This window comes from Candidatus Erwinia haradaeae (assembly GCF_900698885.1).
GTDB classification, from domain to species: Bacteria; Pseudomonadota; Gammaproteobacteria; order Enterobacterales; family Enterobacteriaceae; genus Erwinia_E; species Erwinia_E haradaeae_H.
Genome location: NZ_LR217705.1, coordinates 722,643 through 743,662 on the forward strand (window position 1 = coordinate 722,643; position 21,020 = coordinate 743,662).

Annotated in this window: 8 protein-coding genes, 1 tRNA gene and 1 other RNA gene; 5 read left to right on the forward strand and 5 right to left on the reverse strand. The window is 29.4% G+C overall.

The window, feature by feature from the left end:
* The first annotated feature begins 262 nt into the window (after positions 1-262).
* Positions 263-1,825 carry a glutamate--cysteine ligase gene (gene gshA, locus ERCISPPS3390_RS02240; protein ID WP_197095211.1) on the forward strand — a complete coding sequence of 521 codons (1,563 nt, stop codon included), beginning with the start codon at positions 263-265 and terminating at the stop codon, positions 1,823-1,825.
* Positions 1,826-2,571: 746 nt separating this feature from the next.
* Here the strand turns inward: gshA and ffs are convergent.
* Positions 2,572-2,668, reverse strand: an RNA gene (gene ffs, locus ERCISPPS3390_RS02245) — signal recognition particle sRNA small type.
* Between the two features lie 3,582 nt (positions 2,669-6,250).
* Between ffs and cls the strand changes: the two genes are divergently transcribed.
* On the forward strand, positions 6,251-7,711 hold the full coding sequence (gene cls / locus ERCISPPS3390_RS02250) for a cardiolipin synthase (RefSeq protein WP_197095404.1): 1,461 nt from the start codon (positions 6,251-6,253) through the stop codon (positions 7,709-7,711).
* Positions 7,712-8,658: 947 nt separating this feature from the next.
* On the opposite strand, the gene ERCISPPS3390_RS02255 is transcribed toward cls, so the two are convergent.
* Positions 8,659-9,135 (reverse strand): single-stranded DNA-binding protein, encoded by a 477-nt coding sequence (locus ERCISPPS3390_RS02255; RefSeq protein WP_197095405.1) that lies wholly within the window; start codon positions 9,133-9,135, stop codon positions 8,659-8,661.
* A 990-nt stretch (positions 9,136-10,125) separates the two neighbouring features.
* Positions 10,126-11,949 (reverse strand): translational GTPase TypA, encoded by a 1,824-nt coding sequence (gene typA / locus ERCISPPS3390_RS02260; protein WP_197095212.1) that lies wholly within the window; start codon positions 11,947-11,949, stop codon positions 10,126-10,128.
* Between the two features lie 1,257 nt (positions 11,950-13,206).
* On the opposite strand from typA, the gene glnA reads away from it, so the two are divergent.
* On the forward strand, positions 13,207-14,616 hold the full coding sequence (gene glnA, locus ERCISPPS3390_RS02265) for a glutamate--ammonia ligase (RefSeq protein WP_197095213.1): 1,410 nt from the start codon (positions 13,207-13,209) through the stop codon (positions 14,614-14,616).
* A gap of 291 nt (positions 14,617-14,907) precedes the next feature.
* Here the strand turns inward: glnA and recC are convergent, their stop codons facing one another.
* Complete coding sequence (gene recC, locus ERCISPPS3390_RS02270; RefSeq protein WP_231517346.1) at positions 14,908-18,162, reverse strand: exodeoxyribonuclease V subunit gamma; 3,255 nt, start codon at positions 18,160-18,162, stop codon at positions 14,908-14,910.
* Positions 18,163-18,418: 256 nt separating this feature from the next.
* Between recC and ERCISPPS3390_RS02275 the strand changes: the two genes are divergently transcribed.
* Together ERCISPPS3390_RS02275 and ERCISPPS3390_RS02280 are read left to right on the forward strand one after the other, a co-directional pair.
* Positions 18,419-18,494 (forward strand) — tRNA-Gly (locus tag ERCISPPS3390_RS02275).
* Positions 18,495-19,566: 1,072 nt separating this feature from the next.
* Positions 19,567-19,734, forward strand: a complete 168-nt coding sequence (locus tag ERCISPPS3390_RS02280) for a DNA gyrase inhibitor YacG (RefSeq protein ID WP_197095214.1) — start codon at positions 19,567-19,569, stop codon at positions 19,732-19,734.
* 574 nt (positions 19,735-20,308) lie between these two features.
* Here the strand turns inward: ERCISPPS3390_RS02280 and rpsT are convergent.
* Entirely contained in the window at positions 20,309-20,620 is a 312-nt protein-coding gene (rpsT, locus tag ERCISPPS3390_RS02285; RefSeq protein ID WP_197095215.1) for a 30S ribosomal protein S20, read from the reverse strand.
* Between the last annotated feature and the right edge of the window lie 400 nt (positions 20,621-21,020).

A 21,020-nucleotide genomic window follows, 5' to 3' on the forward strand; every position in this document is an offset into this window, starting at 1 on the left:
TAATTATGGTCATTAGCTAAAGACGTTATAAATTAACGTCACAAAAAATATGATAAATTTATTATATAACATAAGGTAATACCGAAATATATTGCGTGATCACATGATACATAGTCAGAAACTACATACTATTTATAGCAAAGACTAGTCATCTTAACTGTTAAGATAAGTTGGCTTTTTTAAAAATATTAAATAACATCACCTCATCGCATGAAGTACATCATGCTTTATTATAAAACTTTCTCTTAGCAGGAGGTCAATTGTGATCCCGGATGCATCGCAAGCTCTTTCTTGGTTAGAATCTCATCCTGATTCTATTAAAGGAATAAGAAGAGGTATTGAGCGAGAAACTCTACGTATAAATCCTGATGGATTACTTGCCACCACTCCCCACCCTGGATGTTTTGGATCACCGCTAACTCATAAATGGATTACTACAGATTTTGCAGAAGCGCTTCTGGAATTAATTACACCAGTTGATGATGATATTGATCATCTACTAGCATTTCTCAGTGATCTTCACCGTCATGCATCTAAAAATTTAGGCAAAGAGCTTATGTGGCCAATGAGCATGCCATGTAAAATACACCAAAACCAAAAAATACAACTTGCGCAATATGGATCTTCATCTCTCGGTCAAATGAAGACGCAGTATCGTCAAGGATTAAAAAATCGCTATGGCGCTTTAATGCAAATTATTGCAGGAGTGCATTATAATTTTTCACTACCGTTATCTTTTTGGAAATCATGGGCAGGTTTAGATAACGAGAAAAGTGAAAAAGAGATAATTTCCGCAGGCTACTTACAAATGATCCGTAACTATTATCGTCTTGGGTGGGTAATCCCTTATCTTTTTGGCGCATCACCAGCTATTTGTTCTTCCTTTATGCAAGGTCAAACCAGCACGCTGCCATTTGAATATAGTAAGAACGGAATGCTTTTCTTACCTCACGCAACCTCATTGCGCCTAAGTGAAATAGGCTATCTTAATAGATCTCAAAACACCTTAGATATTACCTTTAATAATCTTGAGGATTATGTTTTTAGCTTAAAAAAAGCAACGCAAACCCCATCAAAGAAATTTATCACAATGGGAGTAAAAGATAAAAACGAAAACAGGATACAATTAAACACGAATATTCTGCAGATTGAAGATGAACTTTATATGCCTATACGACCTAAGCGAGTAACGCGATGCGGAGAAGCTCAATCTGATGCGTTAAAACTCAGGGGAATTGAATATGTAGAAGTCCGTGCATTAGATATTAACCCATTTTCACCTATTGGTATTGCATCTGAACAAATACGTTTTTTAGATATGTTTTTAATCTGGTGCGCAATTGCTGATGCTCCTGATATAGACAGTTTAGGGTTACGTAATACACGTAAAAATTGGGATTTAATTATTACTGAAGGCCGCAAATATGGACAAACTATTAATATTGATTGTCGAGAAACTAAGTATTTAGTCTCTGAAATAGGAAAAAATCTCTTTGATGATTTAAATCGAATAGGTAAAATACTAGATAATTTCAATAAGTATCCTGATTATCAAAGAGTCTGTCAAAATCTACAAAAATTTTTTGAGAATCCAGATTTAACCTATTCCGGTCGTTTATTACCAATATTAAAGTCCAGTGGACTTAAAAATACCGGTCTTTCTTTAGCTGTTCTATATAAAGAAAAGTTCAGTCATGAGTCGCTAGAAGTACTAAAAACTCACAGCTTTATTAATGCAGCAAAAGAATCTACACTTAACCAAGAAAAACTAGAAGCTGCTGATACACAAGTTCAGAAATTTAATAACATTAATACTATTGATTGATTCATAATATGTTCAAATTCAAATATTATTTTTCCTTATACTTATATCTAGATAGATAATCCATATCTACAATGAGGTTAATTATATTTTGATCTATGTGTTATTATACATGAACAGTATAGCTTGATTGATAAGAAGAATAGAGCTTTCTTTAATATTTGTGATTTATTTTTAGATTAGTTAACAGAGAAGATAGTAAAATCAATATAAATAAAACATTTTAATGTTAAAAAAAATCAATCTTCATATTGCTCGTTCTAAAAATAAATGATGTCATATTTTTTTGATGTAAATAAATTGAAATTTACGTTCTATTTTCCTTATTGTCATACGTGAATTGCACTATTCTACAATTTAGAAAATATTACTTATTTTGATAATTATCAACTAACTTGACACAAAAATAATAAAACTATTTAAAACGTATTTCTAAAATAGAAACTTAGAAATATTAAAGATGTAAAAGCAGGATATTACACAATAATACCAATCAAGTTAAATCTTATAGAGTTTCATATAGTATATGATATTGCTTTGTAAAATTTTTAATAAAGTATGTTTCTATTGCTTTTCTAATGTATCAAATCAATTATATCTAAATATTATTCAAAATATAATCATAATTATATAATACGATTCTTCAAAAAAAAATAATAAAAATATTAAAGAGTACTTTTATATAGGATAAAAAAAATGCGTTTATTAAAAATAATTATTAATACAAAAAATGCGATAGGTTGGTGGGAACCATGCTAGCTGTATTCAGCACATGCATTATCTGTTACGGCTGCTTTCTTCCGAACCTGACCGAGTTGGCAGACTAACATTGCAGATGACTAACAAGGTTCCCTTAGTAACATACTAATTTCATAATAAAAATATTATCTATTATTCTTATGTAGAATACAAGCACTATATGAGAATATAGTGCTTAATTTATGATAAAAAATTTAATTTACTTTTTTTCTGATAACAGTAAATACATGAAATATTTTCATTGCTATATTGTAATATATAGTCAAGAGACTCTCTTAACTAAAATCACAAATGCATTGATTATTACAGGATAGACTTTATAAATTATTTTCAATAATCACAAGGAAAACAAAAAAATTTTCTCTACTAACAAACATGTCAATATAATATGAATTATTACATGTCATGACAGGTTAATTACAATTAAGATTAACTCAATAGATTGGAGGCGTTAAAATAATTAGTAGTTTTATTATTCCTCGCAAACACATTGAATGAAGTACAGTTCTATTCAATTCATTATGTATGTTTAGACCAAAACTTAACATCTAGTGTCCTATACTTAACTCCGATATAAAGCTTGCAGGTAAAAATGATATCATGCAATACATTATTTTTTCTGAAATAGAAAAGATTAAGATTCTTCATCTTTATAGAGGTTTTTGTGATAAACAAAAAAAGATATTACTATGATGTTAATCATCACATACTCACAGCGCGTTATAAAGTACAAAGTTATTAATGAATAGATTTTTTATATAATCATGATTATTCTCACCTATGAACATTTTGAGCAATCGATAATTTTCAATCTATTCTAATAAAACGTATTTTAATAAAAGTATTGAAATTATACTCCATAATAGATGAAATTTAATTTTTTATATAAACTTAAATTTATTAGTAATAATAACGTATAAAGATTACTATTAGTGTGTTCACTAATAGAAAAAGATTGTTTTTTATAAATTTTATACTATACAAATATAGTAAATAGATATATAAATCTATCGATTATTATATTTTAGATTCTGATAATATCTTCTGTATACCATGCTATTTTTAAATTAAAACACAACTATGCTAAAGAGCATTATTTTACTCTATCCAAACTAAATATAACCAACCGTTTATGTTACTAGTAAAATACTATTTCAAATAAAATAAAAATACCTGACCCATTACACTTAATAATAGATGTTACAATAGATAATAACTGAACAGAAGGATCTATCTAGTATAAAAAATTTTTAGAATTACTAAATTTATTAAACTAATGCTTTGTGCGTAAAAATTTTCATCTATTAAATGGCCATCAATTATTTTATTTTTATATAAAAATATATTTTAATGTTATAGCTCAAAGCACAATAAAAAACCATATTATTCAATTTTTATTGAAGACAGAATGAAATTTTTTCCCAATTCATGATGCAGTATGAAACGCAGGGTTAATAATTCTAATGCAGATACAGTTTTAACTATTACACAAATATTTAATAAAACACGATATTAAAAATAATGAATTAACTTATCTTTTTACCATAAATAGTACTGACAATAATTTTAAAAGATCTAATATCTTATATATAAACCCTTAATCTTTCTGCATTGCACATTATCATTCCTATATTTTATATTAAAATTTGAATTTCTCTATATCAATATGAGAAATAATTATTATTTTAAGGTATTAGTATAGTTATACGACTTCTATAATAGAAAAATATTTATTTTCTCAATTTCAATCGTTACTATCTACCTCTGAACATTTTAATTTAAAATAAAATATGTAGTTATCATTTTAATTAGACAGTATCGAAAATAAATTTATTTTTCATCATATGAGTGGATTGTATCAAATATTTATTTTTAATATTAATTAATAAGCCCATGCAATGAGTTAATGAAAGATACTAATCAAGATATAAGTATCTCGTATATCTACCAATCAATTATACCAACCTGTATCCATATAATAATTACTTATATTTTAAGTCATAAAAAATTTTCACAAAAACGATTAAGGCTATATATATCAAAAATTGGCGCATATAAATTATGCTAGCTAATATTCTATAAAAACTATATCGGCTATCCAAGCCATGACAATGCTATAATCATCATTAATGATCTTTAAAATATAGATGATTTTTTTCTATTAATATATTGATCATTAGGAGCATAATAAAATTATGCCTCATACTTGATCCTTCTATCCTTAAAGCAGACATAAGAGTAATGAATAATCATTAGATAGAAGCTCTAATATTACTCATGAGTTTTATATAATATTTTGTAAACTGATTCTATTGTAATTTTTTCAGTAATAAATCCTGTAAGAATTTTATATTCTATCAAGTTTCATCTAAAAAACATAAATATGCAATTAATATGCTCCAAAATAATCCAACTAACTAAAAACTTTCACAAGAAATACTAAGACTGATTAAAGTGTCAATATATAAAAACACCATACTTTATGAAGTAATTAAAATTCTTACTGTATCGGTATGAAATCCGCTAATCATAAATACAACCAAAGATCATAAAATAACTCTAAGAAAAATAATATTCTAAAAAACCATTCTGTTATTTAAAAATAATCAGATAAATTTTAAAAAAATTAACAAATACTTACATCTAATGATCTTTTATCTAAAATCAACAGTTAATATTCTAATACTTAAAGAACAAGTGAATAATATTTTAGCACTATTATACATGCTTTTATAACCTCAAGCTTAATCTTAAGGTTAAAGTTAAGGGCAAGATTAAGGTTAGGGTTAAGGTTAAATTATATTACGTTATTTTATAAAATTATTAATCATCATTATTTTATATACAACATATCAGAGTAATTAAATACATAAAATTAATACTACCATTAATATTTTTTTGCATATAGTTCAATGCACGCAATACTTATATGGAATTACAATCTATAGAAATTACTGGACCCTAATAATAAATGAAAATCCTCTGTTAGAGTGTAAAATACAGACTCTCTGATATACAAAATTTTAATTCTACAAAACTAACTAAATTCTGTCTAATAGACATATTATACATACAAGTATACGCCTAGTGCTGTTTAAACCAAAAAAATCCTTCTAATATAGAACTGCTAGATATTTTGCTATCTGAATATATAGATATTTTATATATGAGTTTATCTCTATTTAAGAGATATCCTTCTAACTTCTATAGTCATTATTCTAATGCCTACAATAAAAAGCATAAAGCAATATTTTTTCTAGAACAGCTTTTTTAACGGTATATCAATACCTATGACTACCACTATCGAGTCAAGATATTACAATACAATCATCAATCATAATAAAAACTATTAGAACAGTACATATTCACAAATATACAACTATTACCACTTTTTATACCTCGTCGTAAGGTATATAACTATTTGTGTAGTGACTCTAACAGAGTTCTTATAATCTATATTATCATGCACATAAAAATTTAATAAATCAAAAAATTACAGTAAATAATTCTTTAATACACATAAACTATTTGCATGACATAATTTTAAGAAACTTTAACCAGTATTTATCAGACGCTATAATTATCCCATGATAAGAACATCCTTTCTTATCGGGTCTAGATCTCTATAACAAAATTAAATATGCATCTGCAAATAGGATGATTAATGTGATTGAAACTTTTTTTACTACAATAAGCTGGTTACTAATATTTGGCTACTGGTTTGTAATAGCCGTCATCACTTGTCGCATTTTAATTAAACGCCGATCAGTACCCTCTGCGATAACTTGGTTACTAATTATTTATATTTTACCTCTTCTCGGAATTATTGCCTACCTTTCTCTAGGAGAGTTATATTTAGGTCAATGCCGGGCTCAACGAGCGCGTAGAATGTGGCCTTTCATGGCTGTCTGGTTTAAGACCTTACAGTCTCCCCCAAACCTTTATCCCACAAAGAATAGTGATATCGCTCAACCACTATTTCAACTGTGTGAGAATCGACAGGGCATTGCAGGAGTCAAAGGTAACCAACTTCAGCTTATAACTAGTAGTGATGATACATTACGCGCATTAATTCACGATGTACGCAAGGCATCTCATAATATTGAAATGGTATTTTATATCTGGCAACCGGGCGGACAGGCTGATGAAGTTGCAGAAGCACTCATCTCCTCTGCGCGACGTGGTGTATACTGCCGTCTTTTACTTGATTCTGCTGGTAGTGTAGAATTTTTTCGAACGGTTTGGCCAAATCGAATGCGCAATGCCGGAATAGATGTAGTGGAGGCATTGCCAGTAAGCCTGCTCCGAATTTTTTTTAGACGTATGGATTTACGGCAACACCGTAAAATGGTTCTAATTGATAATTATATTGCTTATACTGGTAGTATGAATTTAGTAGATCCGCTATTTTTTAAAAAACATATAAACGTTGGTCAGTGGATAGATTTAATGGCGCGTATGGAAGGTCCAATCGCCACTACTATGGGAATTATTTATTCTGGTGATTGGGAAATTGAAACTGGAAAGCGAATTTTACCACTCAAACCAGATAATAATGTTATGTTTTTTGAGAAAAAAAATGATCACACTATTTTAGTGATTGCATCAGGTCCAGGTTTTCCAGAGAATATGATTCATCAAGCGATATTAACCGCGGTTTTTTCAGCACGTAGAAAATTAATAATTACCACCCCTTATCTAATTCCAAGTGATGATCTATTACATGCTATCTGTATCGCTTCATACCGTGGTGTTGATGTCAGTATTATTATTCCTCTTCATAATGACTCGTTACTAGTACGTTGGGCTAGTAGAGCATTTTTTAGTGAATTACTTGAGTCTGGAGTAAAAATCTATCAATTCGAAGGCGGACTTTTGCATAGCAAAAGTATTCTCGTTGACGAGCAACTTAGTCTGATTGGTACAGTAAATCTTGATATGCGAAGTTTATGGCTGAACTTTGAGATCACCTTGGTCATTGATAATCATCAATTTGGGAAAGATCTAGCGCGTGTCCAAGAAAATTATATCTCTCAATCTCGCTTAATAGATATAAACTGCTGGGTTCAGCGTTCTTATTGGAAGCGTATTTTAGAAAGGTTATTCTACTTCTTTAGTCCACTACTATAAATAAATAATTTTAATGGTACAAAATTGTATAATTATCAAAGATTAAAACAATTTCCAAATAACATCACTAATACTAAAAGAAAGCAGTATATGCTCAATAAGCTACTACTTACGATAAATTTATACGCACTTTTTTGCTAAAATTTTAAAAATATTATCACTAATATCGGGCAATAAAATATTTTACTTTTCCAATTAAGAAAATTTTACTAAAGAGCTTAAATGAACTAATAAAAACCTAAAAATAATATTATATTCATAATATATTATACAATTTTAGAAAAATTAAATATCAAAGATACGATTAACTGAATTTTGAATAAAGTCTTAATTATCATATATCTACTATATTCAAACCATTAATTAAAATAGTATCAATGCTTAATAAACCACCAAGTGACATTGTCACAAATTTATTGTTGCAATTTATCAACTTAATAAAAATTAACTGTATATCACATAATTCTATTACAAAATAAAATCTAAGATAATTTTATATAGATTCTTAAATTTTAATACACATGATGTTACCTACTAAATTGTATAATTTAAAATTATTATCATTAATATTGCATAGATTATTAAATATATAATATTTGTATATTACAAGTGATGAGTGTATTCTTTATTATATATAATAATTGAATAATACATCTAAATAAATACTCAATAAAATACATACCTATTAGATCATAACTTATTAAAAACCATCTAATTCTAGACTACATATTAGACACTATATACAAATAATTTCTATGATCTTAACCTTATTAATTTTTTCTCTAGCATTCTTTTTCTCTAGCATTCTATTGATAACTATCAATTTCTGATACATAAAACATTTAAATCTACATGTAAGTTTTGCATACTAAGTTTTTATATAAATAAGAATATCTAATTTTACCTAAGAATCAAAATCTAAGATGCAATAAATAAAGCATGTTTGCTTAAAAAGGAATATCATCTTCAAAATCAACTATCGATTCAACATGAGATAAGGTATTATCTAGCTTGGCAGGCTTTTGCGAAGAACGAGAGAGCTGAGTTTCATTATTTAATGAATGATTTTCCTGTATACGCCCACCAAGCATCTGCATAGTTCCACCTACATTTACTACTACTTCAGTAGTGTATTTCTCAATGCCAGATTGATCAGTCCATTTTCGCGTCTGAAGGGATCCTTCAATATATATTTGGGAGCCTTTACGCAGATACTCACAGGCTACTTCAGCAAGTTTTCCAAAAAGAACTACACGATGCCATTCGGTTTTTTCTTTTGTTTCTCCAGTCTGTTTATCGCGCCAACTTTCAGAAGTAGCTATAGCTATATTAGTAACAGCACTACCATTAGGTATATATCGTATTTCCGGATCTCGCCCTAAATTTCCAACTAAAATGACTTTATTAACACCTCTGCTAGCCATACCGCCCTCTCCAATAAACAATAATTTTAATAACTCAGCTGGACTTTGCATATAAACTCTAAATCTTTTTATCTATTTTTCATAGTATTTTAATAAAATAAAACAAGAGTTTTATTTTAAATACATACTAAATATAAAACATATATGAGTTTATCTCCTGTTCACATCTAATTACTAGATGTATTATTTAATTATCATACACAGTAAAAACACGCTAAGTACTATACTTAGAGCTTATATTTTAAATATCTGCGACATAAAAGCACTAATTAGCTCTATAAGTAACTCATTCGAGCTAACTACAAAAGTCATATGCTCTTTACTTTGGCACTTAAATATAATGATGAATTGTATGATTGATTAGCTAACTTAGTTTTTACTTAGTTATAATATTTATTATTATATCACTGTAAACCAACATACTAAAAGTACCGTTTTTAAACTATTATTAGAATGACTAAATATATTTGAAACGCATTATTTTTTAGAAACACGTACTAATAAAATAATTAGTAAATAAAATAACAGGACAACTCTCTTTAAGGTTTTTACATTTATGCTATATTATGCGTGATATATATAAAATACTTATTTTTTTTATAAAATTTATTTAATCTTCTCATACAAATAAAAACGTTCATTTTTTATTCTATATATTTAAGACACTTATGGACTAGAAATTATATTTTCTATAATAGGTCTGTTCACATATAGATCTTATTACAGATTTTCTACATTATATTAATTAAAGCGGAAATATAATATAAATAACAGTAAAAATACATAACACGTAAGATCTAACTTTAAAATATTGATAGCTTTATTCAATGACGCTTAAAGTTCAATTTTAAAAAAATATAATACTTATATATCTAAAAATTACCTTTTATGATTATGTAATAATAAAACTAAATAATGGACTAACTGTCACTATACTGACAATATGCAACAGTTAATTAGATAATTCTTCTGAGTTTATGCTATCTAATTTTAAAATTTTAAGAGTTTTCTGTGCGCTTGTTTTCGGTCATTCTCTTTTAGGTGACGCTTACGAATACGAACTGATTGAGGAGTTACTTCAACTAACTCATCGTCATCAATAAATGCTAAGGCTTGCTCTAAAGACATTTTTATAGCTGGCACTAACGTAGGTGCCTCGTCAGTACCGGAAGCTCGCATATTAGTTAGTTTTTTTCCTGTTAAACAGTTTACTGTTAAATCATTGACTCGTGAGTGCAAACCTATAATCTGCCCTTCATATACTTCGGCACCATGTCCAAGAAATAATTTTCCCCTTTCTTGAAGAGAAAAAAGAGCAAAAGCAACTGCTTTACCTTGACCATTAGAAATCAGAACTCCATTTTGGCGCTGTCCAATTGTACCTGTGCGAATTTCATCATAGTGACTAAAAGTTGCATATAATAACCCTGTTCCAGCAGTTAACGTCATAAACTCAGTACGGAAACCAATTAAACCACGAGATGGAAGAAGATAATCAAGACGTACACGACCATTACCGTCAGGAACCATATCTTTTATATCCCCTTTACGCTCACCGAGAGCTTTCATTACACCACCCTGATGCTGTACTTCAATATCTACAACCACACTCTCAAAAGGTTCTTGAATATGCCCATTTATTTTTCGATAGATCACTTTAGGGCGCGATACTGACAGCTCAAATCCTTCTCGTCGCATGGTTTCAATAAGTACGGATAAGTGTAACTCGCCTCGTCCTGATACTCGAAACGCATCAGCATCTTCAGTTTCTTCAACCTGTAATGCAACATTATGTACTAACTCCTTATTCAAACGATTTAAAATTTGACGTGAAGTTAAAAACTTACCTTCTTTGCCGCAAAAAGGAGATGTATTAACGTTAAAATACATACTTACAGTAGGTTTATCAACATTAAGCGCTGGTAGTGCCACTATATTTTGTGGATCACAAAGAGTATCGGAAATATTAAGTTCACCTAATCCAGTAACTGCGATAATCTCACCTGCCTCAGATTTACTAGTTTCTATACGCTCCAAACCTAGATGAGTTAATACTTTACTAACTTTACCATTACGTATTTTACCATATCTATTAATAATAGAAATATTCTGATTGGGCTTAATTGCACCACGAGAAATACGACCAATACCAATAACACCAACATAATGATTGTAATCCAATTGAGAAATTTGCATTTGAAACGGTTCATTTGCCTGAACTTGTGGTGCAGGAACATGTTTAATAATTGCTTCATACAAAGGAGTCATATCATCTGCCATATTTTGATAATCTAACGCTGCAGTACCATTTAAAGCAGAAGCATAAATAACTGGAAAATCAAGTTGCTCATCATGTGCGTTCAAGTTAACAAATAGATCAAATACTTGATCAACAACCCAGTCAGGGCGAGCACCAGGACGATCAATTTTATTAATTATTACGATTGGTTTGAGGCCATTTTCAAAAGCTTTTTTAGTTACAAAACGCGTTTGCGGCATCGGGCCATCTATTGCATCAACCACTAGAAGGACCGAGTCAACCATTGACATAACACGCTCGACTTCACCTCCGAAATCGGCATGCCCAGGAGTGTCAACAATATTAATACGATATCCATTCCATTGAATAGCAGTATTTTTAGCAAGGATGGTAATCCCACGTTCTTTTTCTAAAAAATTAGAATCCATAATGCGCTCAGAAAGCTCAATTCGTGTATCTAAAGTACCCGACTGTAGAAGCAACTTGTCAACCAAAGTAGTTTTTCCATGGTCAACGTGAGCAATAATGGCAATATTACGCAAATTCTCGATCACAAATTATCCTCAAGTATCATAAGTATAACACTATCATAATACTTAGATTCGTGCAGTAGTAAAAATGGATTACACCATTTAATATTAGTTATTCAATTTTACTGCTTAGTAGATATTAACCTTCTATAAAAATATATGAACAGCAATGTAACTTCTGATTTTTATCAGAGAACAAATAATGTAATAATTAATTACTGGATTATCTAATTATATAATAAATTTAATAAATTTAATAGTATATCAATCATTTCCTGGCACGGTCATAACTCTTTTAAGAATAGCTCTAAAATCAAAATATTATAACTTTTAATCATGCAATCAAAACTATATTATGCCATAATCTAAATAATAAAGGATATAAGGTTATATTCTTTATTATTTAATGCTCTTTAAGGTTTTATAAATAAGTCAGTTAGAGTAAAATCAACAAGTTATCATGCACCACATAACGCTACTGATCAATCGTCAACAATACCTATTAAGTATTACTCGGGCATAAGTACTAATAAGATGACATTCAGGATAGATTAGCCCAGAAGTATTAAAAATACTGCTGCCAAAAATTAAAATAATACTACTAAAAGCTAATAATCTAAAGAGCTTTAGTCATACTATATCTGATTAAAGATATAACATTGCATACTTCACTAATAAAGATATAGACGAAAAATAGATTTATACATACATATTTTATAATTACACTATATAAAAACACAGAGACATGTTGCAATTTCTCCTCTATTAAAATAGAAATAGTTTCCAAAATAAAAAATCTTACAATTTTAGTACATACTACTATTATATAGTATATAGAGAATCTTTATTGCAGATAAATCTATAGGTATTAGAGAAAACAATATATTAATCATTATTAGTACTTATATTGCAACTATATTTACTTAAAATCAAACTATAAGGCATTCTTATATAATATATAATATATACTATATATATTATATTGAATTCTCATAAGATAATCTTCATGATGAATTTCTCTTTAATATATACTAATCAAGCTTAATTATACACATCCTCTAAGGCAACTTGCTACTATCTACTCTTGTAAACTTGCATCAAAATAGTAGGGGCACTAAACATCAAACAAAAAAATATTAAAATCAATTATTAAAAATATTTATAGATCTTTTTATTACAAAAGTACCTATTGAACGCTCATTATAATACTACAAACACATAAAAAACAGAAATCACAATTTTCAATGCTATAGTAATGACTACGTCCAGGAGATGTTAAATATGTCAGCTGAATATGTTCTGTCAATGATTCATGATAATCAAGTGAAATTTGTTGATTTACGTTTTACCGATACTAAAGGTAAAGAACAACATATGAGCATCCCTGCTCACCAGGTAAATCACAATTTTTTAAAAGAAGGTAAAATGTTTGATGGCTCTTCCATTAATGGCTGGAAAGACATCCATGAATCCGATATGCTTCTAATGCCCGACACTATTACTGCTGTCCTTGACCCTTTCTTTGTTGATACAACACTTATTTTACGCTGTGACGTTTTAGAACCAGATACTATGATAGGATATGATCTTGATCCACGCTCTATAGCGAAACGAGCAGAAGATTTTTTACATAAATCTGGTATTGCAGATAATGTATTTTTTGGACCAGAACCAGAATTCTTTATTTTTGATGATATTCGTTTTGGACACAGCACCTCCGGGTCACATGTTTTTATTGATGATATTGAAGCTTATTGGAATTCTAGTAAAGAATATCAAGGCGGTAATAAAGGTCACCGACCAAAACTTAAAGGGGGATACTTACCAGTACCTCCGGTTGACTCTTCACATGATATTCGAGCTAAAATGTGTTTGATGATGGAAAAGATGGGTATCACTATTGAAGCACATCATCATGAGGTCGCTACTGCAGGTCAAAATGAAATCGCTACTCGCTGTAATACTATAATAAAAAAAGCTGATGAAATTCAGATTTATAAATATGTAGTGCATAACGTTGCTCATTCTTATGGTAAAACCGCTACCTTTATGCCTAAGCCAATCTATGGTGATAATGGATCCGGTATGCACTGCCATATATCCTTATCTAAGATGAATACTAATTTGTTTTCAGGTAATCAATACAGTGGATTATCTGAACTTGCGTTGTTTTACATAGGAGGAATAATTCAGCATGCAAAAGCACTTAATGCATTAACGAATCCTACTACAAACTCATATAAACGCTTAGTGCCAGGTTATGAAGCACCAGTCATGCTTGCTTACTCCTCTCGAAACCGTTCAGCTGCTATTAGAATTCCAATGGTTTCAAATCCAAAAAAATGCCGCATTGAAATCCGCTTTCCTGACCCGTCGGCTAATCCTTACCTATGTTTTTCTGCAATGCTTATGGCTGGATTAGATGGAATTATTAATAAAATCAACCCAGGTGAAGCAAGAGATAAAAACTTATACAAGTTATCCAATTTAGAAAAGACCTCTACACCAAAAGTTTCGAGCTCCTTAGAGGAAGCTTTATCTGCCCTAGATCAAGACCGTGATTTTTTAACTCAAGGCAATGTATTTACTGACCATGCCCTCGACGCATATATTGCATTACATAGAGAAGAGATAAACCGTCTTCGACAAATTCCACATCCTGTTGAGTTTGAACTTTATTATAGTGTTTAGTGTTATATATTCAATATTCTTTTATTCTGTTTTATTATTAATTAAAATATTAATATAATATTGGCTGGAGTTGGCTGGAGTGTGTTGAAAGATATGCTCCACCTCTAAGTCTAATGAAGTTGAGTTTTTCTATAATTAGGTACATAAAAACTATAATGTCTTTAAAAGACTTCTAAAAATTTTTTATTCTTATCAGGAAGCGCTATATTCTGACCACTTTAGGTATTTAATTACTATTTACAGTCTCATTAAAAATAATTAAACACATATCATAGAATAAGGTACGCTTACTTATCCTACCTGATGAGAGCGTATTGCTGGAAGAAACCAATGCTCTGCTGCTAACATCATAGCCTGCATCTCCGAAGTCTCTAAATAAGGTAATAATCGCTGCAAAAAATGATCATGCTTCTCCCCATACATATAATCAGATCCATTCCAGCATTCTAAAAATTTTTTGTATGCTTTTTTCTGCGTTAGATCATCATAACAGATTACATCTAATTTTTTATCAAAACATGCTTGTAACCAAGCGCCTCCAGAATATGTTAATAGTAAAGGATTAGACATACCTAAGCAATACCCGTTCACGTAGTACTCTAAATATTGCTTTGCTTTTTCTGCTGAGATTGGTAAAAAACGCCAAATACTATCCTGGAGTCCTAACATAAGACTAATATCTTGACCACCTATCGCACAATATATCAAATGCTCTAACCATAATATTAATCCATCTCGAATATTAAGAACACCAGCGCGCCAGCGTAACAATCCATTAGTTTGAACTTGATCAAGAAATCCACTCAATGTCATATCTTTAATATTTAATAGGATTTCTTTGTTTTCTGTAGACGAATGAAATCGTAAAATCTGTTCAGCAAGGCTATGTAGTTCTGTTTTTCTCTCCTGCCAAAACAATTCTCCCCATACTCCATCAGCTAGCTTCCCTGAGGATCTATAATTTTTATAAAGTAGTTTAGTATCACGCTTATTTATTAGCTCTTTCAATAAATCTTGATCAAGCTTATAGCGAGTAAGATTATTTAAAACAAATGGTTCCGCATCAAATAATAGTGCTTGCTCTTCCTGAAAAGCAACGCCAAGTTTATATTTTAAGAAATAGCGAGCTGGATGTCGCCAAAATTGCAGAAATTGATATAAAGTGCAATTTTTTTCATCTTCATTAGGTAATTCTTGAGGAACAGGTGACAAAACAAAATCCTGATGATAAATAGAAGGCGACCATTTTATTACATCATTAATAGACTTGGTGTTTGATATAAAAGACTTCTGCAAAAAGGAGGACGTACAGGTATGCACATGCTGAAGATGTTGTAAGATAGATTGAGAACTAGTATCCACATCTTTATCTCTATCTTTAGCCAAGCAGAAACTTTGGCTAATATATTGTGTTAACTCACTTACTAAAGTAGAAGGATAACGTATAGTATTATCTTGAATTGACTGGGCAATATAGCTAATATAAAATTTTTTTTGAGCTGCATTTAAAGCTTCTAAAAAAAGGTAACTATCATTATAGTAATTATCCTTTTTAATTTTTTGATAAATTAAGTTCAAACTTAACGGCATTTTAACACGTGGAAACATTCCTTCATTCATTCCTAATAAACACACTACTTTTACTGGACTGAATATCATTGGCATCAATGTACAAAAATTTATAGATCCGGGCAAGTAGTAATCTTTTAAACCTGTTTCTTCTAAATACAATAATAAATTCTCTCTAAGAATGAATAATGGAATAGTCTGATGATAAGAGACTTGAATACCATGATGCAATATACTGCACCAACGCTCCTCAATTATCGCTAACTCTTCTTCATTATCTGCAGTTCGAATAAAAAAATCATCAAGCATCAAACGACACATTGGCATCCAACTTTTTAAGTCATGTGGCTTTTTTATGCACTCTCTCCATCGATTAAGAGTAAGTATAAATTCAGACAGATACCCTGTTAATTCTGCAATTAATCCATTACACTCATCAAAAGGTAAAACTCCTTTCCACTCACCTGCTTCGCTATTCATGGCATAACCTAATAACATACGTTTTAAACCAAAATGCCAAGTATTCTGACTAGTCATGGGAAAATCAAGGTCTCGTATATTATCCTCATCTAAACCCCATCTTATGCCAGATTCTACTATCCAACGACGTAATATAATTAACCCTTGCTGGTTAATAGAAAAACGACTAGCAACTACGGGGACTTCCAAAATAGACCAGACTTCTTCTGCGATAAATCGACCATCCAGCAAATTTAATAATGCAGAAAAAGTTTTAATAGAGAGATTTTTCTTAGAAATACGACTATTAGAAATAGAAAACGGTATATATCGATTAGATGAGGCATTACTAAAAATAGCTTGAATAAATGGTGTGTAAATATCAATATCTACCGCTGTCACAAGAATCTCATGAGCAGACAACTCTGGATCTTCTATCATCATCTCAAGCAACTGATCTTGCAAAATCTCAATTTCACTCTGTATACTACAGCATAAATGGATCTCTACTGATCGATCGCTTACTCCTAAAATTCGCTTTGCTAAACTGTTATTCCATCCACTTTTACTGATACCTATTACTGAGTGATCTTCTAATTCTAATATATCTTTCTGTAATGTGCATAAAAGGTTGATAGGTGTAATATCAACAAACGCACATATTTCTCTTGATCCGCTCTGCGCTAACAGAAATAGATTCTCTCTCTCCGAGCGCCCCCACGAGTCTAAGAGTGGATTAGTGAGCTGTTGTTCTTCACAAGGCGTATTAAGTAACGAAGAATAAGCTCCAGGATCATGGCATTTTGGAAGAAAGCTTCCTTCCTTATAGTGATAACCGTGACGAATTAATAATTTCTTCAAAAAGGAATCGCTCCGAATATCTCCCCAATAATACCGACATGGATTAGTAAAAAAAATGTGTATATCCATGTACTTTTCTAAAGCCTGAATATAATAGTTAGGCAGCGCTGAAAGACCAAAAATAAATACACGCTCTGGGAGCGTGGATAAATTTTTATCAATATTTTGTAAAGTCAAAAGAGAACGTTGAAAAAGAGTAGAAAAACTCCATACTGGTTCTCCTAAATATTTAGTATATTCTACTAATGCTAACCATAGCGGCCCTTGCCATAACTGAAAATCTCCACACTCTTCTACTACGCGACCATCCTCCCAAGCATGAATCCAATGCGGACAATGGAAAATATACTGCTCAAAAATATGCGCAATATGTTCTGTTAATTGGAATAGCTTATGATTATTACTATCATTACGTAAGTAATAACGTAACATACTGAAAGTATCATCTAGAAGTAACTCTGGAAGAACAACTCTAAGTTTCCAGCACATGCTTAATTTACTAAATATTCTTTTTTTAAAAGAATCTTGGAGACCTAAAGTTAAAAAATCCCAGATAAAGTCAGAAGATGACAAAAAGTTAATATTAGCAGCAATGCCAAACTCTATAGAAAAAGAAAATTTTAACCATTGAATCATATTAGGACTGTTGACTAACATAACTTCAGGGGATAACGGATGACACAGGGGTTTTTTTTTATCTCCTGACAAACTAGTATTTTAAGCATCTCCAATTGATTAGAATGGTAAACAGTAATCATATATATATCCTGTGGATCGCGGTAGATGATTTTATCAATGACTAAGTATAATTACTTAATCACATAGAAAAGACTGTCAAAACGGTTATCCAGAACATAATCGTTGCATAATTAAAGTTATTATTATACAATAAATAATTATATTTTATAAATTAGCGGGAATAGCTCAGTTGGTAGAGCACGACCTTGCCAAGGTCGGGGTCGCGAGTTCAAGTCTCGTTTCCCGCTCCAAATAAAACATATACTGAACTATTGGATTTTAGATCTTAAAGATTTTCTAGTCTAATTTACAAAATTTCAACGTAAATATACAAAACAATACAAGACATATGAATACCACTCATGTGGTGCTCATATGTCTTGTATTTAAAATCATTTGACTTTATGGATCAAATAAAATATCTAATTATATTCAGATCCTCTCATGAGTAATCATATAAAAAATATACAAAGATAGTATTATAGAATGTTAATTCTATATCAAATACATTTGATTATATCAATAGCACATCTTTAATATCTTTTTTATAATCTTTTAAAGAAACACTCTAACATAAGATATCCGTTTCATATAATTACTTTGCTAAGTTGAGTAAAAACACTGATAGTAACGCTTACAACTTACAATATAAAACAAAATTACATATACATTATAGTAAGGTAGACAGATTCGAAAAAAACATTAAAACACCTATCAAATAAATACGTTTATTTTTAATAAAAAAATAAGATTTTAAAGCTTCTCTTCAAAAGAGATAACAATCTTTTATATTTAGAACATGCATCCTTAAATGTCTGTTAATGCTTATTCTATAATTAGCAAGTAAAATTAGATTAATTATTTAAGAATTTTCTATGACACAAATAATGATATTATCTAATATTTAAATACACATCCATATGATCCAGAATCATTAAACTACTTTAGTAGTATACTATTTAAGTAGTTTGTAATAAATAAAATGGTACGCGATAAGATGAGTATCATACTAAATTAACGTTAAAAGCTATTATCTATACCAACATATGCATAGAAAATTAGATAAAAATATCTTCTGAATTATAAATAATATTAAATAAAAAATAAATCTTGCATACTATCTTGAATAGTAAAATCCTTATTACCTGTTAGAACACAAAAAAATCAAAAAAACAAAAAAATATCGAACAATTGCATTAACTAAACGGATCAACCTTTATAAATGTGATTTAATTTTTTTAATACAATCTCATTTTATCATTCTCAATTCTTTTACTATTTCGTTAAAATTATTCTGTAATACATCAAAAAAAGAGAAACATTATGAGCTGCATAACTATAGTGAAATGTCCTGTTTGTAGTAAAAAAACAACATGGAATCAATGTAATAAATGGCGCCCATTTTGCAGTAAACGTTGCCAGTTAATTGACCTAGGAGAATGGTTACTTAAAGAAAAAGTTAATACATCGCTAATGTTTAATAAAAATTAAAAGAAAAGTATTTATATTTATATAAATCATGGTGATCTTTTATGCATATTTTAATACAAATTTATTTAAATATTATATAAGTTTTTATTAGAATGCTTTACGCAATCATCACCTTAAAGCCTGGTTCAGTATCTTGAAACTTAAATAAAAAACATATAAAACTACATTCAATTATCTCCTTTAGATCTCTCTAGATCTAAATCCTGACTATATTTTTAAAAATTTATAATTATATAAATTTTTAAAAATATAAATTTCATAAAATCTACATAGAAGAATGATAAAAGAATAATATAATGATGATTATAACTGTTATTTTCAGTACTACTCACAAACACTATTGACTGCATATGCATTAGTGATGTTGTATTTTTACATTAAAATAATAAAATATTAGTAATATGATCTATGTGTATCTTAATGTTAAGATTAATTATATTCTATTTATAGATGAAGTCTTTCAGAAAACAGAGAATCTTGGTTTTTAGTAAAAATTATCTCTTTTTCATGTTATGCATATTATTATCTTTTCTTTAATTAATATTATATTTTAATTCATATTATATAAATATATCTATTCTAAATTGGATTCTATATTAGATATATTATTACTAGATTTAGATTCAGGCATCATTTTAATCTTTGCAATGAGATTCGATTTATAACGTGCAGCCTTATTTTTGTGGATTAAACCTTTGGAAGCTTGCCGATCTACTAGTGGTTGCATAACACGAAATGCATTTTGTGCGATGATTTTATCACCAGTTGCAATAGCTACATATACTTTTTTAATAAAAGTACGTATCATAGATCTGCGACTTGCATTATGTTTACGACGTCTTTCAGATGTTATGATCCGTTTCTTAGCTGATTGAATGTTAGCCAAAATTCTACTCCTAAACTCAATAATATTTTTAACATTTCTGTTTAAACTTTTTTAAAGTATTATCTTTACTCTAATAATTGTCAATAAGTTTTGTAAAACAAGAATCAAATAAATATCATGAGAATAGGTATGATAATATATCTAGAGCACAAATAACCCATGAATGAACTTATAAACAGTTATAAGATCGTAATAATTTAACTTATATTACAATAACCAGCAGTAACATGTGAACAAGCTTAGTAAATTATTTTTTGATTTTTAACTATTTTAAACAGTAGTTTTTAGATAGCAGTATTTTTCTTTTTATTTCCCTACTGTTATGGTAATCAGTCATAAAAATATCACACCTTCTTTTTCTTTACAGGAAGAATACAAGATTTATATTTTATTCACTGGT